The 25,938-nt window shown below is 64.1% G+C and carries 22 protein-coding genes and 6 tRNA genes; 2 read left to right on the forward strand and 26 right to left on the reverse strand.

The window, feature by feature from the left end; translation table 11 throughout:
• Window positions 1–41: 41 nt before the first annotated feature.
• From CAF70_RS13705 to leuC, 14 genes are all read right to left on the reverse strand, one after another.
• On the reverse strand, window positions 42–599 hold the full coding sequence (locus CAF70_RS13705) for a CvpA family protein (RefSeq protein ID WP_085625290.1): 558 nt from the start codon (window positions 597–599) through the stop codon (window positions 42–44).
• Between the two features lie 199 nt (window positions 600–798).
• Window positions 799–1,461, reverse strand: coding sequence for an SPOR domain-containing protein (locus CAF70_RS13710; RefSeq protein ID WP_085625291.1), 663 nt, complete (start codon window positions 1,459–1,461; stop codon window positions 799–801).
• Window positions 1,445–2,752, reverse strand: a complete 1,308-nt coding sequence (folC, locus tag CAF70_RS13715; RefSeq protein ID WP_085625292.1) for a bifunctional tetrahydrofolate synthase/dihydrofolate synthase — start codon at window positions 2,750–2,752, stop codon at window positions 1,445–1,447. Before folC ends, CAF70_RS13710 begins: the two co-directional genes overlap by 17 nt.
• Window positions 2,752–3,645 (reverse strand): acetyl-CoA carboxylase, carboxyltransferase subunit beta, encoded by an 894-nt coding sequence (gene accD / locus CAF70_RS13720; protein ID WP_085625293.1) that lies wholly within the window; start codon window positions 3,643–3,645, stop codon window positions 2,752–2,754. The genes folC and accD overlap by 1 nt, the downstream gene beginning before the upstream one ends.
• Before the next feature lie 222 nt (window positions 3,646–3,867).
• Window positions 3,868–4,488, reverse strand: a complete 621-nt coding sequence (locus CAF70_RS13725; RefSeq protein ID WP_085625294.1) for a phosphoribosylanthranilate isomerase — start codon at window positions 4,486–4,488, stop codon at window positions 3,868–3,870.
• Window positions 4,489–4,549: 61 nt separating this feature from the next.
• Window positions 4,550–5,410: a tRNA pseudouridine(38-40) synthase TruA gene (gene truA, locus CAF70_RS13730; RefSeq protein WP_085625295.1), complete on the reverse strand. Its 861-nt coding sequence runs from the start codon at window positions 5,408–5,410 to the stop codon at window positions 4,550–4,552.
• 194 nt (window positions 5,411–5,604) lie between these two features.
• Window positions 5,605–8,319: a FimV/HubP family polar landmark protein gene (locus tag CAF70_RS13735; RefSeq protein WP_085625296.1), complete on the reverse strand. Its 2,715-nt coding sequence runs from the start codon at window positions 8,317–8,319 to the stop codon at window positions 5,605–5,607.
• A gap of 71 nt (window positions 8,320–8,390) precedes the next feature.
• Entirely contained in the window at window positions 8,391–9,395 is a 1,005-nt protein-coding gene (locus CAF70_RS13740; RefSeq protein WP_085625297.1) for an aspartate-semialdehyde dehydrogenase, read from the reverse strand.
• Window positions 9,343–9,573 carry a hypothetical protein gene (locus CAF70_RS28160; RefSeq protein WP_143491599.1) on the reverse strand — a complete coding sequence of 77 codons (231 nt, stop codon included), beginning with the start codon at window positions 9,571–9,573 and terminating at the stop codon, window positions 9,343–9,345. Before CAF70_RS28160 ends, CAF70_RS13740 begins: the two co-directional genes overlap by 53 nt.
• 186 nt (window positions 9,574–9,759) lie before the next feature.
• Entirely contained in the window at window positions 9,760–10,872 is a 1,113-nt protein-coding gene (gene asd / locus CAF70_RS13745; protein ID WP_003260268.1) for an aspartate-semialdehyde dehydrogenase, read from the reverse strand.
• A 63-nt stretch (window positions 10,873–10,935) separates the two neighbouring features.
• On the reverse strand, window positions 10,936–12,018 hold the full coding sequence (gene leuB, locus CAF70_RS13750) for a 3-isopropylmalate dehydrogenase (RefSeq protein ID WP_085625298.1): 1,083 nt from the start codon (window positions 12,016–12,018) through the stop codon (window positions 10,936–10,938).
• A gap of 54 nt (window positions 12,019–12,072) precedes the next feature.
• A complete protein-coding gene (locus tag CAF70_RS13755) occupies window positions 12,073–12,837 on the reverse strand; it encodes a class I SAM-dependent methyltransferase (RefSeq protein WP_085625299.1) in 765 nt (254 codons plus the stop codon).
• Window positions 12,838–12,969: 132 nt separating this feature from the next.
• A complete protein-coding gene (gene leuD, locus CAF70_RS13760; RefSeq protein ID WP_085625300.1) occupies window positions 12,970–13,614 on the reverse strand; it encodes a 3-isopropylmalate dehydratase small subunit in 645 nt (214 codons plus the stop codon).
• Window positions 13,611–15,044 (reverse strand): 3-isopropylmalate dehydratase large subunit, encoded by a 1,434-nt coding sequence (gene leuC / locus CAF70_RS13765; protein ID WP_085625301.1) that lies wholly within the window; start codon window positions 15,042–15,044, stop codon window positions 13,611–13,613. Before leuC ends, leuD begins: the two co-directional genes overlap by 4 nt.
• A 130-nt stretch (window positions 15,045–15,174) precedes the next feature.
• On the opposite strand from leuC, the gene CAF70_RS13770 reads away from it, so the two are divergent.
• Both CAF70_RS13770 and CAF70_RS13775 read left to right on the forward strand, forming a co-directional pair.
• Complete coding sequence (locus tag CAF70_RS13770) at window positions 15,175–16,053, forward strand: LysR family transcriptional regulator (RefSeq protein WP_085625302.1); 879 nt, start codon at window positions 15,175–15,177, stop codon at window positions 16,051–16,053.
• A gap of 62 nt (window positions 16,054–16,115) precedes the next feature.
• On the forward strand, window positions 16,116–19,412 hold the full coding sequence (locus tag CAF70_RS13775) for a bifunctional diguanylate cyclase/phosphodiesterase (RefSeq protein ID WP_085625303.1): 3,297 nt from the start codon (window positions 16,116–16,118) through the stop codon (window positions 19,410–19,412).
• 187 nt (window positions 19,413–19,599) lie between these two features.
• On the opposite strand, the gene CAF70_RS13780 is transcribed toward CAF70_RS13775, so the two are convergent.
• From CAF70_RS13780 to gltX, 12 genes are all read right to left on the reverse strand, one after another.
• On the reverse strand, window positions 19,600–20,043 hold the full coding sequence (locus CAF70_RS13780; RefSeq protein WP_085625304.1) for an Hsp20 family protein: 444 nt from the start codon (window positions 20,041–20,043) through the stop codon (window positions 19,600–19,602).
• Between the two features lie 221 nt (window positions 20,044–20,264).
• Window positions 20,265–21,236: a tRNA-dihydrouridine synthase gene (locus tag CAF70_RS13785; RefSeq protein WP_085625305.1), complete on the reverse strand. Its 972-nt coding sequence runs from the start codon at window positions 21,234–21,236 to the stop codon at window positions 20,265–20,267.
• A gap of 51 nt (window positions 21,237–21,287) precedes the next feature.
• Window positions 21,288–21,722, reverse strand: coding sequence for a thioesterase family protein (locus CAF70_RS13790; RefSeq protein WP_085625306.1), 435 nt, complete (start codon window positions 21,720–21,722; stop codon window positions 21,288–21,290).
• Window positions 21,723–21,749: 27 nt separating this feature from the next.
• On the reverse strand, window positions 21,750–22,616 hold the full coding sequence (locus tag CAF70_RS13795) for an alpha/beta fold hydrolase (RefSeq protein WP_085625307.1): 867 nt from the start codon (window positions 22,614–22,616) through the stop codon (window positions 21,750–21,752).
• Between the two features lie 15 nt (window positions 22,617–22,631).
• Complete coding sequence (locus tag CAF70_RS13800; RefSeq protein WP_085625308.1) at window positions 22,632–23,171, reverse strand: TetR/AcrR family transcriptional regulator; 540 nt, start codon at window positions 23,169–23,171, stop codon at window positions 22,632–22,634.
• A gap of 172 nt (window positions 23,172–23,343) precedes the next feature.
• Window positions 23,344–23,419 (reverse strand) — tRNA-Glu (locus CAF70_RS13805).
• A gap of 42 nt (window positions 23,420–23,461) precedes the next feature.
• A tRNA-Ala gene (locus tag CAF70_RS13810) sits at window positions 23,462–23,537 on the reverse strand.
• Window positions 23,538–23,597: 60 nt separating this feature from the next.
• Window positions 23,598–23,673 (reverse strand) — tRNA-Glu (locus CAF70_RS13815).
• Between the two features lie 41 nt (window positions 23,674–23,714).
• Window positions 23,715–23,790 (reverse strand) — tRNA-Ala (locus tag CAF70_RS13820).
• 53 nt (window positions 23,791–23,843) lie between these two features.
• A tRNA-Glu gene (locus CAF70_RS13825) sits at window positions 23,844–23,919 on the reverse strand.
• Between the two features lie 72 nt (window positions 23,920–23,991).
• Window positions 23,992–24,067 (reverse strand) — tRNA-Ala (locus tag CAF70_RS13830).
• Between the two features lie 280 nt (window positions 24,068–24,347).
• Window positions 24,348–25,829, reverse strand: a complete 1,482-nt coding sequence (gltX, locus tag CAF70_RS13835; protein WP_025338230.1) for a glutamate--tRNA ligase — start codon at window positions 25,827–25,829, stop codon at window positions 24,348–24,350.
• Between the last annotated feature and the right edge of the window lie 109 nt (window positions 25,830–25,938).

A 25,938-nucleotide genomic window follows, 5' to 3' on the forward strand; every position in this document is an offset into this window, starting at 1 on the left:
CGACGCAACCCCTACTTTGACGAAACTTGAGTGAATAGCGCTCAGGGCTTTGCCGGCCCGAGCAACTGTTCCTTGAACGGAAGATCAGCCGGAGTGCCGATCAGCCCACTGGGCGTCCACTGGCCGGTAAAACCCAGGATCAGGTTTTTCGACCAGTCGGCGACCAAGAGAAATTGTGGTATCAGGCGTGATTCCTGCCACCAGGTGTCCTGTTGAACCGGCCCCAGGCTGATCAGCCCGATGGCCACTACCACCAGCAAAGCGCCACGGGCAGCGCCGAAGGCCATGCCCAGGAAACGATCGGTGCCGGACAGCCCGGTCACGCGGATCAGCTCGCCGATAAGGAAGTTGAGCATGGCCCCCACCAGCAAGGTGGCGACGAAAAGAATGGCGCAGCCGGCGATGACGCGCATCGACGGCGTCTGGATGTAGCTTTCAAGATACACCGAGAGCGAACCGCCGAACATCCAGGCAACCGCACCGGCAATGATCCAGATGAGCAAGGACAAGGCTTCCTTGACGAAGCCGCGCTTGAGACTGATCAGTGTGGAGACGGCGATGATCGCGATGATCGCCCAATCAACCAAGGTAAATGCCACGGTGCTGCCTGCAGACGTTTGAGGCGGCGCATTTTACCAGAGCGGCGGGGGGTTGGGTAAGCGGAATGTCAGGTGGATTGGCGCTGGATCATTCGCGGGTAAATCCGCTCCCACAGGTGATGTGCAAACCCTGCCATTGCGCGCTCCATGTGGGAGCGGGTTCACCCGCGAATGGGCGGCAAAGCCGCCCCTGCCAGACTCAGCTACGTTCAGGCTGGAAGCGCACCACGAAGCCCTTGAGGCTGTTCTGGCGGTTGATCGCGTCCCGCACGCGCTCGGCCTCGGCCCGCTCGATCAGCGGCCCCACGTACACCCGGTTCATGCCACTGGCCGAGCGGATATAGGCGTTGTAACCCTGGCTACGCAAGGTTTGTTGCAGTTTTTCGGCCCCGGCACGGTTGGACAGGCTGGCCAGCTGGATGGACCAACTGACCGGCAGGCCATTGACGTCGATCTTCGACGGCGCAGGCGGCTTGGCTGCCGGCTGAGGCTCGACCTTGGCCACGGGTGCCTGCGGCTTGGCGGGCTGGGGCTGCACCTGTGCCTGCACTTGTACCTGAGGCTGGGTCTGCGGCGACGGTGTAATCGGCTGGCTGGGCGCGCTCGCCGGCGCAGTGGACTCGTCCACCACCACCGGTGCCTGTTGCGGCTCTTCGGGAATGACCTGCGGCTCCGGCACGGCGACCGGCTCCACCTTCACTTCCGGCAGGCTTGGCATGGCCGGTGCCTGGGGGGCCTCGACATGCACCTGGCGCATCTCGTCCTCGCGGCTGAACAGCATCGGCAGGAAGATAACCGCCAGCGCCACCAGCACCAACGCACCCACCATGCGCTGTTTCATCCCTTTATCCAGCACTGCCATCTACTCCACCCTCCTGGGCGTGCCGCTCCAGCCATTCCAGTGCCTGGGCAACACAGAAAAACGAACCGAACAGCAAGACCTGGTCATCCGCCGTCGCCTGCGCGCACTGCCCTTCAAGGGCGGCGCCGACGCTGGCATAAGACTTCACCGCGGCGCCGACGTTCGTCAAGGCCACGACCAGTTCCGCAGCCGGGCGGCTGCGCGGGGTATCCAGTGGCGCCACCGCCCAGTCGTCGACCAGGCCCTGCAGCGGCGCGACAACGCCGTCCAGGTCCTTGTCGGCGAGCAGGCCGAACACCGCCAGGCGGCGCCCCTTGAGCGACCGGGCAGCCAGGCGACGGGCCAGGTACTCGGCGGCATGCGGGTTGTGCCCGACATCCAGCAACAGTTCCACCGGCTTGCCTTGCCAGCTCAGCAGGCGTCGATCGAGGCGGCCAGTGATGCGGGTAGCCAACAGCGCCTGGCGAATCTGCCCGGCGTCCCAGGGCAAGCCCATCAGCAGGTAGGCCTGCAAGGCCAGCGTGGCGTTTTCCATGGGCAGGTCGAGCAACGGCAGGTCGCGCAGCTCTACCTGCGCGCCATCCGCTGCAGTACCACGCCAGCTCCAGCTGCCATCGGCGCTGGCCAGGTCGAAGTCACGCCCGCGCAGAAACAGCGGCGCGGCCAGTTCGGCAGCCTTGTCCAGCAACGGCTGCGGCGGATCGAGGTCACCGCACAGCGCCGGCTTGCCCCGCCGGAAGATGCCGGCCTTCTCGAAGGCTACCAGCTCACGGGTATCACCCAGGTAATCGACATGATCGACGCCGATGCTGGTCACCAGGGCCAGGTCGGCATCCACCACGTTCACGGTGTCCAGGCGGCCACCAAGGCCCACTTCCAGGACCACGGCATCCAGTTGCGACTGGTAGAACAACCAGAACGCGGCCAGGGTGCCCATCTCGAAGTAGGTCAGGGAAATTTCGCCCCGTGCCGCCTCGACGGCGGCGAAGGCTTCGCACAGGCGCTCATCGCTGGCCTCTTGGCCATCGATGAGCACCCGCTCGTTGTAACGCAACAGGTGCGGCGAGCTGTACACGCCCACCTTGAGCCCCTGGGCACGCAGCAGCGAGGCCACGAACGCGCAGGTCGAGCCCTTGCCGTTGGTGCCTGTCACCGTCACCACGCGTGGCGCCAGCTTGCCCAGCGCCAACCGGGCAAGCACCTTCTGCGACCGCTCCAGGCCCATATCGATGGCCGAGGGGTGCAACTGCTCGAGGTAGGCGAGCCATTCGCCCAGGGATCGTTGTTTCATCACGCGACGGCAGCCGCCTCACGCGCTTGCTCCGGGGTGTCCTGACCGGTCATCTGCGCCAGCAGGCGGGCCAGACGCGGGCGCAGTTCGCCACGGGAGATGATCAGGTCGATGGCGCCGTGTTCCAGCAGGAACTCGCTGCGCTGGAAGCCTTCCGGCAGTTTCTCGCGCACGGTCTGCTCGATCACGCGCGGGCCGGCGAAGCCGATCAGAGCCTTCGGCTCGCCGACGATCACGTCACCGAGCATCGCCAGGCTGGCGGAAACACCACCGTACACCGGATCGGTCAGTACCGAGATGAACGGGATACCTTCTTCACGCAGGCGTGCCAGCACGGCCGAGGTCTTGGCCATCTGCATCAGCGAGATCAGCGCTTCCTGCATGCGCGCACCGCCCGAAGCGGAGAAGCACACCATCGGGCAGCGGTGCTCCAGAGCGTAGTTGGCCGCGCGCACGAAGCGCTCGCCGACGATGGCGCCCATGGAGCCGCCCATGAAGGAGAACTCGAAGGCGCTGACCACGATCGGCATGCCCATCAAGGTGCCGCTCATGGAGATCAGGGCGTCCTTCTCGCCGGTCTGCTTCTGCGCGGCAGTCAGGCGGTCCTTGTACTTCTTGCCGTCACGGAATTTCAGGCGGTCGACCGGCTCCAGGTCGGCGCCCAGTTCGGCACGGCCATCGGCGTCGAGGAAGATATCGATGCGCGCACGTGCGCCGATGCGCATGTGGTGGTTGCACTTGGGGCAGACATCCAGGGTCTTTTCCAGCTCCGGACGATACAGCACGGCCTCACAGGCCGGGCACTTGTGCCACAGGCCTTCAGGCACCGAGCTCTTCTTCACCTCGGAACGCATGATCGAAGGGATCAGTTTGTCGACTAACCAGTTGCTCATGCTTTCTTTCTCCAGTATTGGCAGGCGGGGTCCGGTGTCGCCGGCCCTGCCCTGCCCTTGAGCTCAATAACTTTCATGAAACGATGGTGGACCGGCCGCAGGTACTTCCCGCGCGCCACCCCACCGTTAATGTGTTGTGTTGCCGCCACAGGCACAGGCGGCTGCCCTGAAGGGCTGCGAAAGCTATGGACGATGGCGCGCAGCCAGCCGTCACATCTGCCATCACGCCTGTTTCACCGCACGCATGAAGGCCTCGATCTTCGTCGCGTCCTTGATGCCCTTGGCTTGCTCCACGCCGCCACTGACATCCACCGCATACGGCTGCACCTGGGCGATGGCCTGACCGACATTGTCGGCAGACAGCCCGCCCGCCAGGATTATCGGCTTGCTCAGGCGCGCCGGCACCAGCGACCAGTCGAAGGCTTCACCGGTGCCTCCGGGTACGCCCGGCACATAGGTATCCAGCAGAATGCCGCGGGCACCGGCGTAAAGCTGGCAGGCCGCCTCCAGATCGTCGCCTGGGCGTACGCGCAGGGCCTTGATCCAGGGGCGGTGGTAGCCTTCGCAGTCCTGCGGGGTTTCGTCGCCGTGGAACTGTAGCAGGTCCAGCGGAACCACTTCGAGGATCTCGTTCAGCTCGCAGCGCGAAGCATTGACGAACAACCCTACCGTGGTCACGAACGGCGGCAGCTCGGCAATGATCGCCCGCGCCTGGCGCACATCCACGGCGCGCGGGCTCTTGGCATAGAAGACGAAGCCGATGGCATCGGCCCCCGCTTCGGCAGCGGCCAGTGCGTCTTCGATGCGGGTAATCCCGCAGATCTTGCTGCGAACATTGCTCATGGACAGCGAACCCTGCTTGTTACGGTGAAAGGCCGGATGTTAGCAAATGACTTTTCGCCCGTCAGTCTGCCAATGCCTCGTAGCCGGTCAAAAAGTGTGGGCCGATGTAACGCTTGGGCAGCGCATACTCTTCGGGGTATTCCACCTGCACCAGGTAAAGCCCGTACGGGTGCGCCGTGACCCCGCCTTCGCGGCGGTTGCGGCCCTCGAGCACTTCGCGTGCCCAGGTGACCGGGCGCTCTCCGGCGCCAATGGTCATCAGCACACCGGCAATATTGCGCACCATGTGGTGCAGGAACGCCGTGGCGCGCACGTCCAGCACGATCATCTGGCCATGGCGGGTAACGCGCAGGTGGTAGATGTGCTTGATCGGCGACTTGGCCTGGCACTGGCTGGCGCGGAAGGCACTGAAGTCATGGGTGCCAAGCAGGTACTGCGCGGCTTCGGCCATGCGCTCGACATCCAGCGGGCGGTGGTTCCAGGTGACCTCCTCGGCCAGGTGCGCCGGGCGGATAGGGTCGTTGTAGATGACGTAGCGGTAACGCCGCGCGCAGGCCTTGAAGCGGGCATGAAAGTGGGCCGGCATCGGCCGCGACCAGACCACGCTGATGTCATGGGGCAGGTTGAAGTTGGTGCCCATGGTCCAGGCGCGCTCGTCGCGCACGGCGCGGGTGTCGAAGTGCACGATCTGCCCGCAGCCATGCACGCCGGCGTCGGTGCGCCCGGCGCAAATGACCGAGATTGGCTCGTTGGCCACCTTGGACAGCGCCTGCTCCAGGGCCTGCTGGACACTGGGCACACCACTGGCCTGGCGCTGCCAGCCACGGTAGCGCGCACCTTTGTATTCCACGCCCAGGGCGATGCGGGAGTAGCCTTCGGCCGCGGACTCGGCGGCGGCGGTGTCGATGATGTCCAAGAGCATGAAACCTGTGGGGGTGTACGGAATGGCGGGGATTATAACGACAACGGCAGCCGAGTAGGGCTGCCGCTGAATGTGTATCGCGCTTGAGGGCCTCTTCGCGGGCATGCCCGCTCCCACAGGTTACTCACAAGGCCTGAACCTGTGGGAAAACTGTGGGAGCGGGCGCGCCCGCGAAGAGGCCTGCGCAAGCAACCTCAGACCAACCGGGAAAGCATGTCCTCGGCTTCCTGGCGCTGGCTGTCGTCGCCATCCTTGACCACTTCATCAAGAATGTCGCGCGCGCCCTGGTTGTCGCCCATGTCGATATAGGCGCGGGCCAGGTCAAGCTTGGTGGCCACCTCGTCGCTGCCGGAGAAGAAGTCGAAGTCCAGGTCGTCCAGTGGCTCAGGCTCGGGCTGGGCAGCTGCGTCTTCGCTGGTAAAGTGCGGCTCCAGCGAAGGCGTTTCGAGGCTCTGCGACAGCTTGTCCAGTTCGGCGTTGACGTCGCTCAGCTCCGAAGCAAAGCTCTTGGCCGCCGGCGAATCGTCTTCCAGCGACAACGACAGGTCGAAATCGGATGGCAGGTCGAACTCGGAAAGCGGGTCGAATGCCGGCTCGCTGTCGAAGGCAGCCAGCTCGGCTGCGACATCCACCGGGGTTTCGTCGACCGTCGCCGGGGCGGCCGGGGCAACCGGTTCGTTGATATCGAGGTCGAAATCCGACAGGTCAACAGCGGGCTGTGGTTCGGCCTGGGCCAGCATGGCCTCGAAATCGGCGTCGGCGTCGGCCTGCAGCTCGGCATCCAGGGCAAACGGCTGTTCTTCTGGCTGAGCAGCTTCCAGCACGGGCTCATCCAGTACCGGCTCTTCAAATGCAGGCTGTGGCGTCACCGGCTCGTCCAGCAGCGGCGCTGCCAGCGGGTCTTCCTCGGCCAGGTCATCGCCCAGGCTCAGGTCGAAGGCACTGTCCAGGCCCTGCTCGTCCAGGCCCGACGCATCGAGGGTCGGCACTTCGTCGAAGGCATCCAGCTCAGCGTCCAACTCACCTTCGGGCTCGCGCTCTGGCGCAGGCTCCGCTTGCGCGACGGCTTGCGGGTCAACTGCCACCTCGGGCTCGGACGCCAGCACTTCCTCGGGCGCCCCATCGGCAACCACTGGCGTTTCGGACTTATCCAGCAGCAGTTCCTGCACGTACTGCTCATCCATCTCGGCAGCCAGGGCCGCCGCGCCCAAGCCGGCAGCGGCCAGCCCGAGCATGGCCGGGTAGCGCTCTTTCAGCCCGGCAACCGCAGCACTGTTCTGCTCGCTGGCCGGCAGCTTGCGCTCCTGCTCGCCGAACGCGCTCTGGTCACCCTGGCGGGCGTATATATCCATCAGTTCAAGGCGCAGGTCGTCACGCTGCGGCGCGGCGGCCACGGCAGGCTCCAGCAAATCGGTAGCGCGGTTCAGGCGGCCTTCGGCCACGCATTGCCCGACCTCTTCAAGCAGTGCAGCGTAGGGGTCGGCTTGCAGTTCAGGCTGTGCTTCGACGGTGGGTGCCGCCGGTTTCTCAGCAGCGGCTGCGGCGGCAGCCGAAGCGGCGACCACGGCCGGAGACAGGGTCACGCTCGGGGCCGAAACCTCGACGCCATCAAGGCTCGCGCTATCGCTGTCGAAGCCCGCGCCCTGCTCTTCTTCGAGCGCCCGCGCCATGCGCAGGTGCTTTTCAGCCTCCTGCTGCGCCTTGCGCTTGCGCGCCAGCAGCAACAGCAGAAGCAGCAGCACGAGGAAGGCACTACCGGCGATCAGCCCAAGCAGCAGGGGGTTGCCCATGATGTCGTCGACCACGCTGCCGGCAGGTGCAGCCTTGGCGGCTGGCATCGGTTTGGGTGCGGTATCGACGGCAGCAGGCGCAGGCTTGACCACCGGTTGCGCCGGGGCGGCCGCGCCTTGGGCTTCAAGCCGGGCCAGCTGGTTGTTCTTCAGCTCGATCAGACGCTGCAGCTTGTCCAGCTGGCTCTGCAGGTCGGCCATGCGGCTCTTGAGTTCTTCGTTGTCGCGACGACTGGTGTCCAGGCTTTCCTGGGTCACCGCCAGCTTGTCGTTGAGGGCCTTGGCCTGGTTGGCGCCGGCCTGGTTGCCCGGGCTGACCAGGCGCAGGTTGTCGCCCTGGGCGATACGCGCCGGCGCTGCCTCGGCGGCACCGCGACGGGTGGCGTCCAGCTGCCGTGCACGCGGCCCCAGGCGGCGGCCTTCACGCCAGGCGGCATACTGCTCGGCCACCTCGGCGGTCGCCTCGCCCTGCGGTATGTTCTGGATCTGCTGCTGGTCGGGCAGGCGCAGCACCTGGCCCACCTTCAGCTGGTTGATGTTGTTGCCGATGAAGGCGTCCGGGTTCAGCGCCTGGATCGCGATCATGGTCTGCTGGATCGAGCCACCCTGGGTGTTGCGCGCGGCGATCTGCCACAAGGTGTCGCGGCGCTGGGTGGTGTAGCTGCCAGCACCGGTTACCGCCGGAGCGACATTACCTGGCGCCGGCTTGTCACCCTGGGCCTTGGCCTGGTCGAGCAGCACACTGTAGTCACGCAGCAGGCGGCCCTGCGGCCACATCACCTGGACCAGGAACTTTACCACCGGCCCCGGCAGCGGCTGGCTGGAGGTAACCCGCAGCACGCTCTTGCCGTTGGGGTTGATCACCGGTGTGAAGGTGAGGTCTTCGAGGTAAGTCGGCAGCGCCACCCCGGCCTTGCTGAACTCTTCCGGCGGCGCCAGGCTCGGCGCCACTTCGGCAGCGGTGAGGTCGCGCACGTCGAGCAGCTCGATCTCGGCGTCCAGCGGCTGATTCTGTGCCGACTTGAGCGTCAGCTCCCCCAGGCCCAGGGCATTCGCCATGCCCGACGACAGCGCCGATGCTGCAGCCATGGCCAGAACCAGTTTGCGAATTCGAAGCATGACCTCTTCCCTTGTATGAAGCGTCCTGAAACCTGCATGCAGAGCAGGACAAAATTGCTCGCCAGTATCTTTTACGGCATGTGTTTAATCAACAATTGCGCCACTTGCACGGCATTGAGCGCGGCGCCTTTGCGCACGTTGTCGGTGGTCAGCCAGAGGTTGAGCTGCTGGTCGTCATCAACACCGTGCCGTACACGACCAACATAGACCACGTCCTGGCCCACTGCGTCGCCAACCGGCGTCGGGTAATCATCGCGCGCCACCAGCTCGACGCTGTCGGCCGCCTCGAGGGCCTGGCTGACCGCGTCCAGGTCCACCGGACGACGGCTCTGCACCGCCACACTGAAGCTATCGCCGAAAAACACCGGGACTTGAACGCAGCTAACGGAAATCTTCAGCTCAGGCAGGCCCAGCAGTACCCGCAGCTCGCTGACCAGGCGGCGCTCCAGCGCCGTGTGGCCGTGCTCATCGGCAGCGCCGACCTGGGCCAACAGGTTGAATGCGACCTGGCGGTCGAAGAAGCGCGGCTCCAGCGGTCGGGCATTGAGCAGCTCGGCGGTTTGCCGGGCCAGTTCGTTGACCGCTTCACGGCCTTGCGCGGATACCGCCAGCGCGGCCATTACCTGCACCCGCTCGATATCCAGCAGGCCCTTGAGCGGTGCCAGGGCAACGGCCAAGGCAACCGCAGCCGAGCACGGGCTGACGATGCGGGCGGGCAATGCCAGGCCAGCCAGGCGTTCGGCGTTGGCTTCGGGCACCAGGGCCAGGGCGTCGTCCAGGCCGGCGGACAGGTCGATGACCGTGCAGCCCGCCTGCAGCGCCTTGCCGGCAAAGCTGCGGCTGACTGCAGCGCCCGCAGCGAAGAAGGCCAGTTTGACCTGGGCGAAGTCGAAGCTATCCACTTCGCGCACTTTCAGCTTCTTGCCGGCGAACATCACGCTGCTGCCCGCCGATTCCATGCTGGCCAGCAGGTGCAGGGTGGCGACCGGGAAATCCAGTTCTTCGAGAATCTGCACCAGGGCTTCACCGACGCTGCCGGTGGCGCCGACGACGGCGATGTCCAAAGGGTGTGTCATGGAAGGGATCCTTTTGCTGAAAACGGCGGGGGCGGCACTTTACTCGGATTGTAGAGTTTTGTCTGTGCCGGCCCAAACCTGGAGCTGCGCTGCTCTTGATCTTGATCTTGATCTTGATCTTGATCTTCGCGACTTCAGGAGGCCGAGCAGAGGGCTTGCGGAGGGAGGTGACGGGCATGGATGCCCGTCACCTCCCTCCGCAGTCCCTTCGCTCGGCCTCCTGAAGTCGCAATCGGCGGCGCCTGAACTATCGCGCGCCTAGAAGCAAAAGCAAAAGCAGAGAAGAGCCTGGCCGGGCCGGCCGGGATCGGATGTAAAAAACCCGCGCTGTCGCCAGCGCGGGTTTTTGGTCAGACCGGAACGATCAACGCTCCAGCAGAATCCGCAGCATGCGGCGCAGTGGTTCGGCCGCGCCCCACAGCAACTGGTCACCGACGGTGAACGCGCCCAGGTACTGCGAACCCATGTTCAGCTTGCGCAGGCGGCCAACCGGGATGTTCAGGGTACCGGTAACCTTGGTCGGGCTCAGCTCCTGCATGCTGATTTCACGCTGATTAGGCACCAGCTTCACCCAAGGGTTGTGCTGGCTGATCATGCCTTCGATGTCGGCCAGCGGCACGTCCTTGTTCAGCTTGATGGTCAGCGCCTGGCTGTGGCAACGCATGGCGCCGATGCGCACGCAGATGCCGTCGACCGGGATCGGGCTCTTGAAGCGGCCGAGGATCTTGTTGGTCTCGGCCTGGGCTTTCCACTCTTCACGGCTCTGGCCGTTCGGCAGCTCCTTGTCGATCCACGGGATCAGGCTGCCAGCCAGCGGCACGCCGAAGTTCTCGGTCGGGAACGCTTCGCTGCGCATGGTCTCGGCAACCTTGCGGTCGATGTCGAGAATGGCGCTGGCCGGGTTGGCCAGGTCATCGGCAACGGCAGCATGGGTAGCCCCCATCTGCTTGATCAGCTCGCGCATGTTCTGCGCGCCGGCACCCGAGGCGGCCTGGTAGGTCATGGCGCTCATCCACTCGACCAGGCCGGCTTCGAACAGGCCGCCCAGGCCCATCAGCATCAGGCTGACGGTGCAGTTGCCGCCGATGTAGTTCTTGGTACCCGCGTCCAGCTGCTGGTCGATGACCTTGCGGTTGACCGGGTCGAGGATGATCACCGCGTCATCCTGCATGCGCAAGGACGAGGCGGCATCGATCCAGTAACCCTGCCAGCCGGCTTCACGCAGCTTGGGGAAGACCTCGTTGGTGTAGTCGCCGCCCTGGCAGGTCAGGATCACGTCGAGGGTCTTGAGTTCTTCAATCGAATAAGCGTCCTTGAGCGGAGCTGTATCCTTGCCCACGTTCGGGCCCTGGCCGCCAACATTGGAGGTGGTGAAGAACACCGGCTCGATGAGGTCGAAATCCTGCTCCTCCAGCATCCGCTGCATGAGCACGGAACCGACCATACCGCGCCAACCGATCAGACCTACACGTTTCATCGCAACTACACCTTTGCTAAAAGTGGGCCGCCACCGGGAATTTTGGGTGGCGGGCCAGAGAGATTACAGATTCCGCAGCGCTGCGACTACTGCGTCGCCCATTTCCTGCGTACCAACTTTACGGCAGCCTTCCGAGAAGATGTCGCCGGTGCGCAGGCCCTGGTCCAGGACCAGGCTCACGGCCTTCTCGATCGCCTCGGCGGCAGCCGACTGGTTGAAGCTGTAACGCAGCATCATCGACACCGACAGGATGGTCGCCAGCGGGTTGGCGATGCCAAGGCCTGCGATGTCCGGCGCCGAGCCGTGGCACGGCTCGTACATGCCCTTGTTGTCGGCATCCAGCGACGCCGAAGGCAGCATGCCGATGGAACCGGTCAACATGGAAGCTTCATCCGACAGAATGTCACCGAACATGTTGTCGGTGACCATCACGTCGAACTGCTTGGGCGCGCGTACCAGCTGCATGGCGGCGTTGTCGACGTACATGTGGCTCAGTTCCACATCCGGATAATCCTTGGCCACGTCCTCGACCACTTCGCGCCACAGCTGGCTGGAAGCCAGGACGTTGGCCTTGTCCACCGAGCACAGCTTCTTGCCACGCACGCGGGCCATGTCGAAGCCGACACGGGCAATGCGGCGCACTTCGCTTTCGCTGTATGGCAGGGTGTCGTAGGCCTGACGCTCGCCACCTTGCAGCTCGCGCTGGCCGCGCGGGGCACCGAAGTAGATACCGCCGGTCAGCTCGCGGACGATCAGGATGTCCAGGCCGGAAACGATCTCTGGCTTGAGCGACGAGGCATCGGCCAGTTGCGGGTAGAGGATGGCCGGGCGCAGGTTGGCGAACAGGCCCAGTTGCGAACGGATCTTCAGCAGGCCGCGCTCGGGGCGGATGTCACGCTCGATCTTGTCCCACTTCGGCCCGCCCACGGCGCCCAGCAGCACGGCATCAGCCTTGCGCGCACGCTCCAGGGTCTCGTCGGCCAGCGGCACGCCGTGCTTGTCGATGGCGGCGCCACCGATCACATCGTGCTCCAGGCTGAAGCCGAGCTGGAACTTGTCGTTGGCCAGCGCCAGCACCTTGACCGCTTCGGCCATGATTTCCGGGCCGATACCGTCACCTGGGAGAATCAGAATCTGCTTGCTCATGCTTTCCTCTATCCATTCACGCAGTGCGGCCAAGCGGGCCCCACCGAAAAATTCTTAACGCTCGGCCCACAACACCAGCACATCGGTGCTGAACGAACCATCGGCCTCGATCTGGTAATACTGCCGTACTTCTTCGCCCGTGGCTTGCTGCAATTGGCGGATGGCCACGCGCATCGGCTCGGGCGTGCGCATGCGCTCGACCCAGCTGGAAAACTCCAGGCGCAGCGGCTGGCGGGTGTGGCTGCGCACGTGCAGACCAGCCTCGCTGACCTGGCGCTGCCATTCGGCGGCGGAATAATCGCGCACATGGCTGGTGTCACGCAGTACTTCGACCGTTTGCAGGTAGGTGTCGAGCAGCGGGCTGCCCGGCGACATCACGTCGATGAACGCCGCCACGCCACCCGGCTTGAGCACCCGACGCACTTCGCGCAGGGCCAGGCCCAGGTCGCTCCAGTGGTGGGCCGAATAACGGCTGAAGACGAAGTCGAACGAGGCGTCGGCGAACGGCAGGCGTTCGGCGGCACCGCGCTCGGTAGTGATATTGGCCAGGCCGCGCTCGGCGGCGGCACTGGCGACCACGTCGAGCATGGCTTGCGAGAGGTCGTAGGCGACCACTTCGGCGACCAGCGGGGCGACATGGAAGCTGACATGCCCGGCGCCACAGCCCAGGTCCAGCACGCGGGCAGCGCCCTGCCCTGCCAGCTCAGCCTGCAGCAGGGCAAACTCACTGCCCTGGGCGTGCACGGCGCTGCTGAGGTAGGCGCTGGCCTGTTCGCCGAACTGGCGTTGGACCACATCGGTGTGGGTGGTGCTGGTCATGTCTCGATCCTTTTGGTTTCTTGCTGCCTGTACCGGCCCTTTCGCGGGCATGCCCGCTCCCACAGGTACAGCGCTGCTCTCTGTGGGAGCGGGCGTGCCCGCGAAGAGGCCGGTACTGCCACCTACAAACAATCAGGCATCACGGAACAGCCAAGGCTGCGCTGCGCGGTGCTTGCCTTCGAAGGCCTTGATCGCGTCGCTGTCCTGCAGGGTCAGGCCGATGTCGTCCAGGCCGTTGAGCAGGCAGTGCTTGCGGAACGCATCGATCTCGAAATGCAGTACCTTGCCATCCGGGCGGGTCACCGCCTGCGCCTGCAAGTCGATGGTCAGCTGGTAACCCGGGTTGGCCTCCACCTGCCTGAACAGCTCGTCGACTTCCTCGTCACTGAGGATGATCGGCAGCAAACCGTTCTTGAAGCTGTTGTTGAAGAAGATGTCGGCGAAGCTCGGCGCGATCACGCTGCGGAAGCCGTATTCGTCCAGCGCCCACGGCGCGTGCTCACGGCTGGAGCCGCAACCGAAGTTCTCCCGCGCCAGCAACACGCTGGCCCCCTGGTAGCGTTCGTGGTTAAGCACGAACTCCTTGTTCAGCGGGCGCTTGCTGTTGTCCTGATAAGGCTGGCCCACGTCCAGGTAACGCCACTCGTCGAACAGGTTGGGGCCAAAGCCGGTGCGCTTGATCGACTTCAGAAACTGCTTGGGGATGATCTGGTCGGTATCGACGTTGGCACGGTCCAACGGCGCGACGAGGCCAGTGTGCTGGGTAAAGGCTTTCATGCTGCGCTCCCTTGGATCAACTCGCGGACATCGATGAAGTGGCCGGTCACCGCGGCGGCGGCGGCCATGGCCGGGCTGACCAGGTGCGTACGGCCACCGGCGCCCTGACGGCCTTCGAAGTTGCGGTTGGAGGTGGACGCGCAGTGCTCGCCGCTCTCCAGGCGGTCCGGGTTCATCGCCAGGCACATCGAGCAGCCTGGTTCACGCCATTCGAAACCGGCTTCGAGGAAGATCTTGTCCAGGCCTTCACGCTCGGCCTGGGCTTTGACCAGGCCCGAGCCCGGAACCACCAGTGCCTGCTTGACGTTGGCAGCGACCTTGCGCCCCTTGGCGATTGCGGCGGCAGCGCGCAGGTCTTCGATGCGCGAGTTGGTGCACGAACCGATGAATACGCGGTCAAGCTTGATATCGGTGATCGCCTGGTTGGCGGCCAGGCCCATGTACTTGAGGGCGCGCTCGATCGAGCCACGCTTGATCAGGTCTGGCTCGGCAGCCGGGTCCGGCACGCGCTGGTCGACGGCCAGGACCATTTCCGGCGAGGTGCCCCAGCTGACCTGCGGCTTGATTTGCGCAGCATCGAGCTCGACCACGCTGTCGAACACTGCGTCAGCGTCGGAAACCAGGCCTTTCCAGGCTGCGACCGCCTGTTTCCACTGCTCGCCCTTGGGCGCGTACGGGCGGCCTTCGACATAGGCAACCGTGGTGTCGTCCACCGCCACCAGGCCTACGCGGGCACCGGCTTCGATGGACATGTTGCAGATGGTCATGCGGCCTTCCATCGACAATTCGCGGATGGCACTGCCGGCAAACTCCATGGCGTGGCCGTTACCACCGGCGGTACCGATCTTGCCGATCACGGCCAGCACGATGTCCTTGGCGGTAACACCGGCAGGCAACTGGCCTTCCACGCGTACCAGCATGTTCTTCATCTTCTTGGCGACCAGGCACTGGGTAGCGAGCACATGCTCTACCTCGGAGGTGCCGATGCCATGGGCCAAGGCACCGAAGGCGCCGTGGGTGGAGGTGTGCGAGTCACCGCAGACCACGGTCATGCCAGGCAAGGTGGCACCCTGCTCCGGGCTGATGACGTGGACGATACCTTGACGCTCGTCATTCATCTTGAATTCGACGATGCCATATTCGTCACAGTTCTCGTCGAGGGTCTGCACCTGCAGGCGCGACACCTGGTCGACAATGGCCTCGATACCGCCCTTGCGCTCTGGCGTGGTCGGCACGTTGTGGTCCGGCGTGGCGATGTTGGCGTCGATGCGCCAGGGTTTGCGGTTGGCCAGGCGCAGGCCTTCGAAGGCCTGGGGCGACGTCACTTCGTGGATGATGTGGCGATCGATGTAGATCAAGGACGAGCCGTCATCACGGCGCTTGACCTCATGGGCTTCCCAGAGTTTGTCGTAGAGCGTTTTGCCAGCCATCAGACTGTTCCTCATCAGCGTCTTTCTATGCCAAAGACCCCTTGGCTTGTACGGACGATGCTATGGCGATAGATTGAATAACTCAAATTCATAATTTTCATGCTTTGCATAACCATCAGGAATTCAAGCAATGGACCTGGCCAACCTCAGTGCGTTCATCGCCATCGCCGAAACCGGCAGCTTCTCTGGCGCCGGCGAGCGCCTGCACCTGACCCAGCCAGCCATCAGCAAGCGCATCGCCGGGCTGGAGCAGCAACTGGACGTGCGCCTGTTCGACCGCCTGGGCCGGGAGGTGACCCTGACCGAAGCCGGGCGCGCCTTGTTGCCGCGGGCCTACCAGATACTCAATGTGCTCGATGATACTCGCCGGGCGCTGACCAACCTGACCGGGGAAGTGAGTGGTCGCCTGACCCTGGCCACCAGCCACCACATCGGCCTGCACCGCTTGCCTCCGCTGCTGCGGGCCTTCACTCGTCAGTACCCGGCCGTGGCGCTGGATATCCAGTTCATGGATTCGGAACAGGCCTACGACGAAATTCTGCATGGCCGCGCCGAGATTGCGGTGATTACCCTGGCCCCCGAGCCGCATCACCTGGTCAAGGCGGTGCCCGTGTGGGACGACGCCCTGGACTTCGTCGCCGCCCCTGAACACCCACTGGCCAACAACCATGCGGTCAGCCTGGCCGATGTCGCTCGCCACCCGGCCGTATTCCCCGGCGGCAACACCTTCACCCACCATATTGTCCAGCGCCTGTTCGAGAGCCAGGGCCTGACGCCGAACATTGCCATGAGCACCAACTACCTGGAAACCATCAAGATGATGGTGTCGATCGGCCTGGCCTGGAGCGTGTTGCCACGAACCATGCTCGACGAACAGGTTGCACCCATCGCCTTGCCGGGCATACAGCTGTCGCGCCAGCTAGGCTACATTTTGCACACGGAGCGTACGCTATCGAACGCGGCCAGGGCATTCATGGCCCTGCTCGACAGCCACGCGGGGCCCGCCTGACCGGTTGTCAGCCCGGTATTGCCACCTCCAAGGACGCGTCATACGCCAAAGGTCTGGTACCGATGCCCAAATCAGCTAACCGCTTTTTGCGCCTGCCGCGGATACCTGCGGCCGACCCTCAGGAGTCGGAACAGGCCTGGCAGAACGCCCCGCAACTGCTGGCCGCGCTCAACGGCGCGCGACTGGGTGCCTGGCTGTGGGATATCGACAGCGGCCGGGTCAGCTGGTCACGGGGCACCCAGGCCCTGTTCGGCTTCGACCCGCAGCGCCCGCTACCCGCCGATATCGACTATCTGGACCTGCTACCCGAGGAAGACCGCGCACGCACACGCCAGGTGTTCCAGGCGGTGTTCAATGGCGAACCGGTGGAACAGGCCATGCGCCACCGCATCCGCTGGCCGGATGGCAGCCTGCACTGGCTGGAAATCAACGGCAGCCTGACCCACGACATGCATGGCCGCCCGCAGATGATCGGGGTGATCCGCGAAATCACCCGTCAGCGCGAACGGGAAACGGCGCTGATCAATTCGGAAAAACGCTTCGCCACCCTGTTTCACCTCAGCCCCAACGCCATTTTACTCACCCGCCGCCTCGACGGCATGATCTTCGAGGTCAACCAGCACTTCGAAGACATGTTCGGCTGGCCCGGCAGCCAGGTGATCGGCAAGACCAGCCTGGAGCTGGGCTTGTGGGTCAACCCTGAACAGCGGCACCAGTTGCTGGAGTCGACCCGTACCAACAATGGCCCGCTGATCCTGGAAGTGCAGTTCCGCGCCATCAGCGGCAAGGTGCACGATGGCATCCTCTGCACCCAGGGAATCGAGCTGGAGGGTGTGACCTTCCTCCTCAGCACCTTTATCGACACCACCGAACGCAAACGCGCCGAGCAGGCCCTGAAGGACAGCCAGGAGCGCCTGGACCTGGCCCTGGATTCGGCACAGCTGGGTACCTGGGACTGGCATATTCCCAGCGGCATGCTCTACGGTTCGGCCCGCGCCGCGCAGTTGCACGGCCTGCCGCCCATCCCCTTTCATGAATCGTTCGACGCTTTTTTCGAAGGGGTCCCGGAACAAGAACGCAACTCGATGCGCCAGGCCTACCGCAGCCTGCGCGAAGGGCCTGCCGGCAACTACCAGATCACCTACCGGGTGCAACTGGAAAACGGCATCTCGCGCTACATCGAAAGCCGCGCCCGGCTGTACCGCGACGAGCAGGGCAACCCACTGCGCATGGCTGGCACCTTGCTCGACATCACCGACCAGGTGGAGCGCGAACAGCGCCTGAGCGCCTCGGAAGAGAAGTTCGCCAGCCTGTTCCAGGTCAGCCCCGACCCGATCTGCGTCACCCGCCAGGACACTGGCCAGTTCATCGAGATCAACCCCGCGTTCACCCAGACCTTCGGCTGGGGCACCGACCAGGTGATCGGCCGCACCGCCGAGGAAATCGGCCTGTGGGCGGAGTCCATCGAGCGCGCACAGCGTATCGAGCGGGTAATCCGCGAGCAGGCCCTGAGCAACGTCGCCGTGGTGGTCAACCATCGTAATGGCGCACCACTGACCTGCGTGATTTCCAGCCGCCTCATCACTGTCGACGACCAGCCCTGCAGCGTCACCACCCTGCGCGACATCACCCAGCAGCAGCGCGCCGAAGCGGCGCTCAAGTCCAGCGAGGAGAAGTTCGCCAAGGCCTTCCACTCCAGTCCCGACGCCATCACCATCACCGAACGCCACAGCGGTCGTTACCTGGAAATCAACGATGGTTTCTGCCGCCTGACCGGCTACAACGCCGCCGACGTGATCGGCCGCACGGTGTACGAGGTCGGCATCTGGGCCGACGACAAGCAGCGTAGCGCCTTGCTGGCCGAATTGCGCGAGCGTGGCCGGGTGCACCACCGCGAGATGCTCGGACGCAACAAGCGTGGCGATATCCTTACCGTGGAGGTGTCGGTGGAGCCGATCACCCTCAACGAGGTGGACTGCCTGCTGCTGACCGCCCGCGATGTCAGCCAGCTGAAGAACGCCCAGGCACAGATTCGCCACCTGGCCTACCACGACCCGCTGACCAACCTGCCCAACCGCGCCCTGCTGATGGATCGCCTGAGCCAGCAGATCGCCCTGCTCAGGCGCCACAATCTGCGCGGCGCCCTGCTGTTCCTCGACCTCGACCACTTCAAGCACATCAACGACTCACTGGGCCACCCGGTGGGCGACACGGTGCTGAAAATCATCACCGCGCGGCTGGAGGCCAGTGTGCGCCTGGAAGACACCGTGGCGCGCCTGGGTGGCGACGAGTTCGTGGTATTGCTCAGCGGCCTGGAAGGCAGCCGCGAAATGGTCGAAGAAAAAGTCCGCGAGCTGGCCGACACCCTGCGCGAACTACTGGCCGAGCCGATGTCTCTGGACGGCCAGCGCCTGCAGGTAACACCCAGCATTGGCGTGGCGCTGATCCCTGACCACGGCGCCACCCCGGCCGACCTGCTCAAGCGTGCCGATATCGCCCTGTACCGGGCCAAGGATTCCGGGCGCAATACCACTCAGCTGTTCCACACCACCATGCAAAAGGCCGCCAGCGAGCGCCTGCGCATGGAAAACGACCTGCGTCTGGCCCTGGCCCGCGGCGAACTGGCGCTGCACTTCCAGCCCCAGGTGGATGCTCGCGACAACCGCATTGTCGGCGCCGAGGTGCTGCTGCGTTGGCATCACCCACAACTGGGCCAGCAGCCGCCCGCACAATTCATTCAGGTACTGGAAGAAAGCGGGCTGATCCTGGAAGTTGGCAGCTGGATCCTCGATGAAGCTTGCGATGCCTGCGCGCGCATGCTTGGCGACCGGCTGATCGACGCCGATGATTTCAGCCTGTGCGTGAACATCAGCCCACGGCAGTTCCGTCAGAACGACTTTGTCGGGCGGGTGCTGCGCAGCCTGGACGATTACCGCCTGCCACGGCAAATGCTGAAGCTGGAAATTACCGAAGGCATCGTCATCCAGAACCTGGAAGACACCATCAGCAAGATGCGCGAACTGAAGCGCTACGGGGTGAGCTTTGCCATGGATGACTTCGGCACCGGCTACTCCTCGCTGACCTACCTCAAGCGCCTGCCGGTGGATACGCTGAAGATTGACCAGACCTTCGTGCGCGACGCGCCGGAGGACCCGAACGACGCCGAAATCGTCCGCGCCATCGTCGCCATGGCCCGCAGCCTGGACCTGACGGTGATTGCCGAAGGGGTCGAGCTGACCGAACAACTGGAGTTCCTGGAGCGGCTGGGGTGCCACCTTTACCAGGGGTACTTGCACAGCCGGCCGCTGCCGTTGCCGGAGTTTCGACAGATGTTGCTGGAAGCGCCGGCGAATTACTGAAACCGCGCGCAGAACCTGTGGGAGCGGGCATGCCCGCGAACACCGGCGCAGCCGGTGCCATCCACCGCATCGCCTGCTTCGCGGGCATGCCCGCTCCCACAGTGATCGTGCCAGCTTCCGGTTTTTAACAAAACAGCTATCACAAAAAAGGGCACCCCGGAGGGTGCCCTTCTTCACATCTACACGATCAGTTCAGCGCTGGTTTGTCGCCGTTGATCGGAATGCGCTTGGCCTTGGCTTCTTCAGGCACGATGCGCAGCAGGTCGATGCTGAGCAGACCATTGGCCAGGCCGGCGGCCTTGACCTCGATATGGTCGGCCAGGCGGAACGACAGCTTGAAGGCGCGCTGGGCGATACCCTGATGCAGGTAGGTCACTTCAGCAGCGCTATTGTCGCGCTTGCCACCGGTCACGGTCAGAACACCTTTTTCAACCTGCAGGTCGAGGTCGTCTTCCTGGAAACCGGCTGCGGCAACCACGATGCGGTAGTGGTCATCGCCATGCTTTTCAACGTTGTAGGGCGGGTAGCTGCTACCGGCCTCGTTACGTGCCGCCGACTCGAACAGGTCGTTGAAACGGTCGAAACCAACGGAATGACGGAACAGTGGTGCGAGAGAGAAAGCGGTAGTCATGGTCATGAACTCCTGAGATTCAGCAAGTAAGTCATTACGCGACCCGACTTCGGCATCGCGTACTCAAGAGATAGGGCCTGAGGGAAAGCTTTCAAGGGGGGAGCAGAAAAAATCTGGATTTCTGCACTGGATTTGATGGCCTCTTCGCGGGCACGCCCGCTCCCACAGGTACTGCACAGGGCGGTCACTGTGGGAGCGGGCGTGCCCGCGAAAGGGCCGGATCAGGCAACACAAGCTTCGAAGGAAGCCACCTCAACCCCCAGCAACCGGCTGATCCGCGCGCAATCATCTTCCCGCCGCAATTCGGCAAACAACACAACCGCTTCGGGATAACTGCGGGTCAGCATCGCCAGCCATTGCTTCATCCGCCCCGGTGCATAGCGTGGCGACAGCTTGGCCTGGGCCTGGCGCCAGAATTCACGCAGCAACGGCAGCAAATCGGCCCAGCTCAGCGGCTGGTACTCCCGCCCGTCACGCGCCGCGGCAATCTGCAGTCCCAGGTCGGGGCGCGAGACCAGCCCACGGCCCAGCATGATGTCTTCGGCGCCACTGACCTCACGACAGCGCCGCCAGTCGTCCACGGTCCAGATCTCGCCATTGGCGAACACCGGCACCTTGACCACATCCTGCACCCGCGCCACCCACTCCCAGTGGGCCGGCGGCTTGTAGCCCTCGACCTTGGTCCGCGCATGCACCACCAGGTGTGCCGAGCCGCCTTCAGCCAGCGCCGTGGCACACTCCAGCGCGCCATCAGGGCTGTCGAAGCCCAGGCGCATCTTCGAAGTGACCGGAATATCCGTCGGCACGGCACGCCGCACCTCGCGCACGATGGCGTGCAGCAGCTCCGGCTCCTTGAGCAACACCGCGCCACCACGGGACTTGTTCACGGTCTTGGCCGGGCAACCGAAGTTAAGGTCGATCACCGGCGCCCCCAGCTCACAGGCCAGCGCGGCGTTTTCCGCCAGGCATACAGGGTCCGAGCCCAACAGCTGCACACGCATGGGTACCCCGGCGGCGGTCCGCGCGCCATTGCGCAACTCGGGCGCCAGCTTGTCGAACGAGGAAGGCGGCAGCAGGCGGTCGCACACGCGGATGAACTCGGTGACGCACCAGTCGATACCGCCCACGCGGGTCAGCACGTCGCGCAGGATGTTGTCGACCAGCCCCTCCATGGGGGCCAGGGCAATTTGCATGTCGGGGTCTCGGCGGAAAAAGCCGGCAGTCTAACAAAAATTGCCGGTGCTTCAGGCGCCGATCAGCGCCGGGCCATAACCGTCGAGGAATTCCGCCGGCATGCGCCTTGGCTTGCCGCTGGACAGCTCGATGCAGGCGAAAGTGGTCTGGGCGCGTAGCAAGGTTACCCCGTCGCGCGGGCGCTTTAGCTGGAAGCGCCGGGTCATGCGCAGGCGCTGGTCCCAGTCGATGATCCAGGTGGCCAGTTGCAGCTCGTCATCCTCGTAAGCGGCGGCCAGGTAGTCGATTTCGTGGCGTACCACGGCCATGCCACGGTCCAGCCGGCGATATTCGGCCAGGTCCAGGCCCAGGCGCTGGGAATGGCGCCAGGCGCATCGCTCCAGCCAGGTGACGTAGGCCGCATTATTGGCGTGGCCGAGGCCGTCGATGTCCTCGCTACCGACGCGCAGGTCGATCACGAAGGGTGTTGCCAGGTCCCAACTCATGTTCGCTTCCTTGGCACAAAAGTGGATTTAGCAGGGACCCGCTGAGAAATGTCCAGCCTTTGTGACGGATTTACCGGCCTCATCGCCGGCACGGGCCAGCAGCTCCAGCACCGCTTCACTCAGGCGCGGGTCGGACAGCACCCGCTGGTGGCCACCCGCCTCCAGCAGCATCAGGCGGCTATCGAACCAGGCCTTGTGGATCACCTGGGCTTCATCAGCGGCCACCAAGGCATCATCGGCGGCATGCACCACCAACCCGGGCAACTCCAGCTGGTAACCCGTCACATCCAGCCGCGCAATCTGCATGCCCACGTCCCGCTCCACCTGGCGAATGAACGCCGCACGCGCCCGCGCTGGCAGCCCCAGACGATGGGCAAAGCCACGCAGTACGCCCAACAGTCGCGCCGGGGCTGCAATGCTGACCGCTGCCTCTGTGCGCAGCCCCATCTGCAAGGCCAGCAAGACACTGGCACCGCCCATGGAATGGCCAATCACCGCGCGCAACGGCGGCAGTTCTGCGGCAGCCTCCAGCAGCGCACGGGCAAACAGCACCACATTGGCCTGCTCGCCGGGCGAGCGCCCATGCCCCGGTCCCTCCAGCGATACCACCGTGTGCCCGGCCTGGACCAAGGTTTCGATCAACGCGGCAAACTGGGTCGGCCGCCCTTCCCAGCCGTGCATCAGCAGCACGGTCGGCCCCTTGCCCCAGCGCAGGGCAGACAAGCCGAAGCGCAGGGTAATGCGCTCGGCGCTGGCCAGCATGGGCAACTCCCAATCCCGTGGCGGCAGGTTGCGCGGCGTCATGAAGGCACGGCGCATCTTGCCCGCGACGTGCTCGGGGGCCAGGCGGCCCAGGGTGCCATTGACACCACGAATCCAGCTCAGGGTAGTCATCGCCATGCTCCAGGGTTAAAGCACCGCCGATTTGGCGGCGCGCAGAATCCGATCAGACAGCTCGCTGGTGCCCAGCGCACGGGCCAGCGCCAGTCCGCCAACCATCAGGGCCAGGTCGGCCAAGGCCTTGTCGGCGTCCTCGGGGCGGTCGACCATGGCGGCAGCCATCAGCTCGATATGTTCGGCCAGCACCTCGCGGAAGGCCTCCGGCAGGCGCTGCATCTCGGCCAAGGAGTTAGGCAGCGGGCAGGCGTGCACTTCGGCATCACGATGCTTGCGCGACAGGTAGAAGGCACTGGCCAGCGCCCGCCGCCCGGCGCCATCGAGGCTGGGGTCGACCTGGGAGAGCAAGGCGCGGCGCTCGGCCAGCAACTGGCGGAACGCTTCGAGCATCAACTCGTCCTTGCTGTCGAAGTGGGCATAGAAACCGCCGACGGTCAGGCCCGCCGCCCCCATGACCTGGCTGACGCTAGGCTCGGCCGGGCCATGCTGGATCAGCGCACTTCGCGCCGCTTCGAGAATGCGTTCACGGGTTCTGCTCTTCTTGTCACTCATCAGACCACTCGCCGAACAAAATATGATGATCGAAATATTATTCACATAATATTTTTTGGCAAGCAGAAACTGTAGCCGTCTGTCGGTTGCAGAATTTGGGGCAGGGAGAAAAACAAAAGGCCCATTCAATAATCGAATGAGCCTTCAAAGTCCCGCAAAACGCGGGTAAACGTGGCGTCCCCTAGGGGACTCGAACCCCTGTTACCGCCGTGAAAGGGCGGTGTCCTAGGCCACTAGACGAAGGGGACGTAACCTTCGTGCCGATCCGCTTGCGCGAACCGCGGCAGAAATGGTGGAGCTAAGCGGGATCGAACCGCTGACCTCCTGCATGCCATGCAGGCGCTCTCCCAGCTGAGCTATAGCCCCGAAACAAAAGGCTCATCAGTAATCGACAAGCCTTTAAAGCCCTGCAAAACGCAGGAAAAGTGGCGTCCCCTAGGGGACTCGAACCCCTGTTACCGCCGTGAAAGGGCGGTGTCCTAGGCCACTAGACGAAGGGGACGTAACCTTCGTGCCGATCCGTTTACACGAACCGCGGCAAATTGGTGGAGCTAAGCGGGATCGAACCGCTGACCTCCTGCATGCCATGCAGGCGCTCTCCCAGCTGAGCTATAGCCCCGGATTTCTAGCCTCTCGGCCCAGCGACATTCTGAAACATCGCTTGTGCGAAACTGGCGTCCCCTAGGGGACTCGAACCCCTGTTACCGCCGTGAAAGGGCGGTGTCCTAGGCCACTAGACGAAGGGGACGAACCTTCTTACCTTCAAGACCCGGTTGCTGGACCCGATCTTGCCCGGCGGCCTTGGCTGCCAAGCGGAATTTGGTGGAGCTAAGCGGGATCGAACCGCTGACCTCCTGCATGCCATGCAGGCGCTCTCCCAGCTGAGCTATAGCCCCACAATGTCGCTTTGAACCGAAGCGCTGGCTGGGTGCCTGACGTTTCGTTTTCGTTCATCGCTGTGGACGGGGCGCATATTAAGATCGGATTGCAGGGCTGTCAAACTAATTTTTCAAAATATTCAAAAAAAATTTCACAGATAACAATCACTTACCGCCCTGCCCCGGTTTTTCTGGGTTCAGCTGGCCTGTGGGAGCGGGCGCGCCCGCGAAAGCGGTGTTTGATCCACCATCGCATTCGCGGGCACGCCCGCTCCCACAGGTTAGGTGTAAAACTGAATCAGGCAATCGAGGCCAGCAGCTTTTCCCACTCTTTGTTTTCTTTCTTTGACACCCCACCCAGCAGGTCCAGGGCCTGGCGCAGGCGGTAGCGGGTCAGGTCCGGGCCGAGGATTTCCATGGCATCGAGCACCGACACCGAGCTGGCCTGGCCGGTGATGGCGGCGAACATCAGCGGCATGGCGTCACGCAGCTTCAGTTCCAGCGCCTCGACCACGGCCTGGATGCAACCGGTGATGCGCTCTTTTTCCCACTGACGCAGGCTTTCGAGCTTCCACAGGATCAGCTGGATCACCTGGCGCACCTGGTCGGCCGACAGCTTCTTGCTTTCGAACAGTTTGGCGTCGAGCTTCAGCGCACCCTCGAAGAAGAAGCCGCCCAGCGGGGCAACCTGGCTGAAGGTTTCCACCCGGCCTTGCACGTGCGGGGCAATCTTCATCATGTAGTCGCTGTTGAACGCCCACTTCTGCAGGCGCGCGGCAAACTCCTCGACCGGCAGTTCGCGCAGCCACTGGCCGTTCAGCCAGGACAGCTTCTCGATGTCGAAGATCGGGCCGCCCAGCGAGATACGCGACAGGTCGAAGTGCTCGACCATCTCGGCCAGCGAGAACTTCTCGCGCTCGTCCGGCATCGACCAGCCCATGCGGCCCAGGTAGTTGAGCATCGCCTCGGGCATGAAGCCCATGCGCTCGTAGAACGTCACCGAGGTCGGGTTCTTGCGCTTGGACAGCTTGGACTTGTCCGGGTTACGCAGCAGCGGCATGTAGCACAGCTTGGGCTGCTCCCAGCCGAAGTATTCGTAAAGTTTGATCAGCTTGGGGGCCGATGGCAGCCACTCTTCGCCGCGCAGCACGTGGGTGATGCCCATCAGGTGGTCATCGACCACGTTGGCCAGGAAGTACGTCGGCAGGCCGTCGTTCTTCATCAGCACCTGCATGTCCATGCGGTCCCACGGGATCTCGACATCACCACGCAGCATGTCCGGCACCACGCACACGCCTTCGCTCGGCACTTTCATGCGGATCACGTGCGGCTCGCCAGCGTCCAGACGGCGCTGCACTTCTTCGGCGCTCAGCAGCAGCGCGCGGCCATCGTAGCGCGGGGTTTCGCCGCGAGCTTGCTGCTCGGCGCGCATCTGCTCCAGCTCTTCGGCAGTGCAGAAGCAGTAGAAGGCATGGCCGGCGTCAACCAGCTCCTTGGCGTACCTGGCGTAGATCTCGCCACGCTCGCTCTGCCGGTACGGGCCGTGCGGGCCACCGACGTCCGGGCCTTCGTTCCATTCGATGCCGAGCCAGCGCAGGGCATCGAAGATCTGCTGCTCCGACTCGCGCGTGGAGCGCAACTGGTCGGTGTCTTCGATGCGCAGGATGAACTCACCGCCGTGCTGCTTGGCAAAGCAGTAGTTGAACAGGGCGATGTAGGCGGTGCCGACATGGGGGTCGCCGGTCGGCGATGGCGCGATACGCGTGCGTACGGTGGTCATGGAGAGTCTCGAACGAAAGATGAAACAAAGGCGGGATGTTAGCAGGAGGCAGGCACCGGGCTCCAGCAATGGCGCGAACGTCACTTGTCGGCAGGCCATGTACCGCTGT

Origin of the sequence: Pseudomonas sp. B19(2017) (genome assembly GCF_002113165.1) — a bacterium.
Classification (GTDB): Bacteria; Pseudomonadota; Gammaproteobacteria; order Pseudomonadales; family Pseudomonadaceae; genus Aquipseudomonas.

Coding starts and splice junctions, on each gene's coding strand:
- CAF70_RS13785 (WP_085625305.1), bottom strand. CDS start 21,236: ATGCAAATTGCCCTGGCCCCCATGGAGGGGCTGGTCGACAACATCCTG.
- asd (WP_003260268.1), bottom strand. CDS start 10,872: ATGAAACGTGTAGGTCTGATCGGTTGGCGCGGTATGGTCGGTTCCGTG.
- leuC (WP_085625301.1), bottom strand. CDS start 15,044: ATGGCTGGCAAAACGCTCTACGACAAACTCTGGGAAGCCCATGAGGTC.
- leuB (WP_085625298.1), bottom strand. CDS start 12,018: ATGAGCAAGCAGATTCTGATTCTCCCAGGTGACGGTATCGGCCCGGAA.
- leuD (WP_085625300.1), bottom strand. CDS start 13,614: ATGAAAGCCTTTACCCAGCACACTGGCCTCGTCGCGCCGTTGGACCGT.
- CAF70_RS13780 (WP_085625304.1), bottom strand. CDS start 20,043: ATGACTACCGCTTTCTCTCTCGCACCACTGTTCCGTCATTCCGTTGGT.
- CAF70_RS13795 (WP_085625307.1), bottom strand. CDS start 22,616: ATGACTACCCTGAGCTGGATTCGTGGTGTCAATGGCACCCTGGGCCGC.
- accD (WP_085625293.1), bottom strand. CDS start 3,645: ATGAGCAACTGGTTAGTCGACAAACTGATCCCTTCGATCATGCGTTCC.
- CAF70_RS13790 (WP_085625306.1), bottom strand. CDS start 21,722: ATGAGTTGGGACCTGGCAACACCCTTCGTGATCGACCTGCGCGTCGGT.
- CAF70_RS13735 (WP_085625296.1), bottom strand. CDS start 8,319: ATGCTTCGAATTCGCAAACTGGTTCTGGCCATGGCTGCAGCATCGGCG.
- CAF70_RS13775 (WP_085625303.1), top strand. CDS start 16,116: ATGCCCAAATCAGCTAACCGCTTTTTGCGCCTGCCGCGGATACCTGCG.
- truA (WP_085625295.1), bottom strand. CDS start 5,410: ATGCTCTTGGACATCATCGACACCGCCGCCGCCGAGTCCGCGGCCGAA.
- CAF70_RS28160 (WP_143491599.1), bottom strand. CDS start 9,573: ATGCCCGTCACCTCCCTCCGCAAGCCCTCTGCTCGGCCTCCTGAAGTC.
- CAF70_RS13740 (WP_085625297.1), bottom strand. CDS start 9,395: ATGACACACCCTTTGGACATCGCCGTCGTCGGCGCCACCGGCAGCGTC.
- CAF70_RS13725 (WP_085625294.1), bottom strand. CDS start 4,488: ATGAGCAATGTTCGCAGCAAGATCTGCGGGATTACCCGCATCGAAGAC.
- CAF70_RS13800 (WP_085625308.1), bottom strand. CDS start 23,171: ATGAGTGACAAGAAGAGCAGAACCCGTGAACGCATTCTCGAAGCGGCG.
- folC (WP_085625292.1), bottom strand. CDS start 2,752: ATGAAACAACGATCCCTGGGCGAATGGCTCGCCTACCTCGAGCAGTTG.
- CAF70_RS13710 (WP_085625291.1), bottom strand. CDS start 1,461: ATGGCAGTGCTGGATAAAGGGATGAAACAGCGCATGGTGGGTGCGTTG.
- CAF70_RS13755 (WP_085625299.1), bottom strand. CDS start 12,837: ATGACCAGCACCACCCACACCGATGTGGTCCAACGCCAGTTCGGCGAA.
- CAF70_RS13770 (WP_085625302.1), top strand. CDS start 15,175: ATGGACCTGGCCAACCTCAGTGCGTTCATCGCCATCGCCGAAACCGGC.
- gltX (WP_025338230.1), bottom strand. CDS start 25,829: ATGACCACCGTACGCACGCGTATCGCGCCATCGCCGACCGGCGACCCC.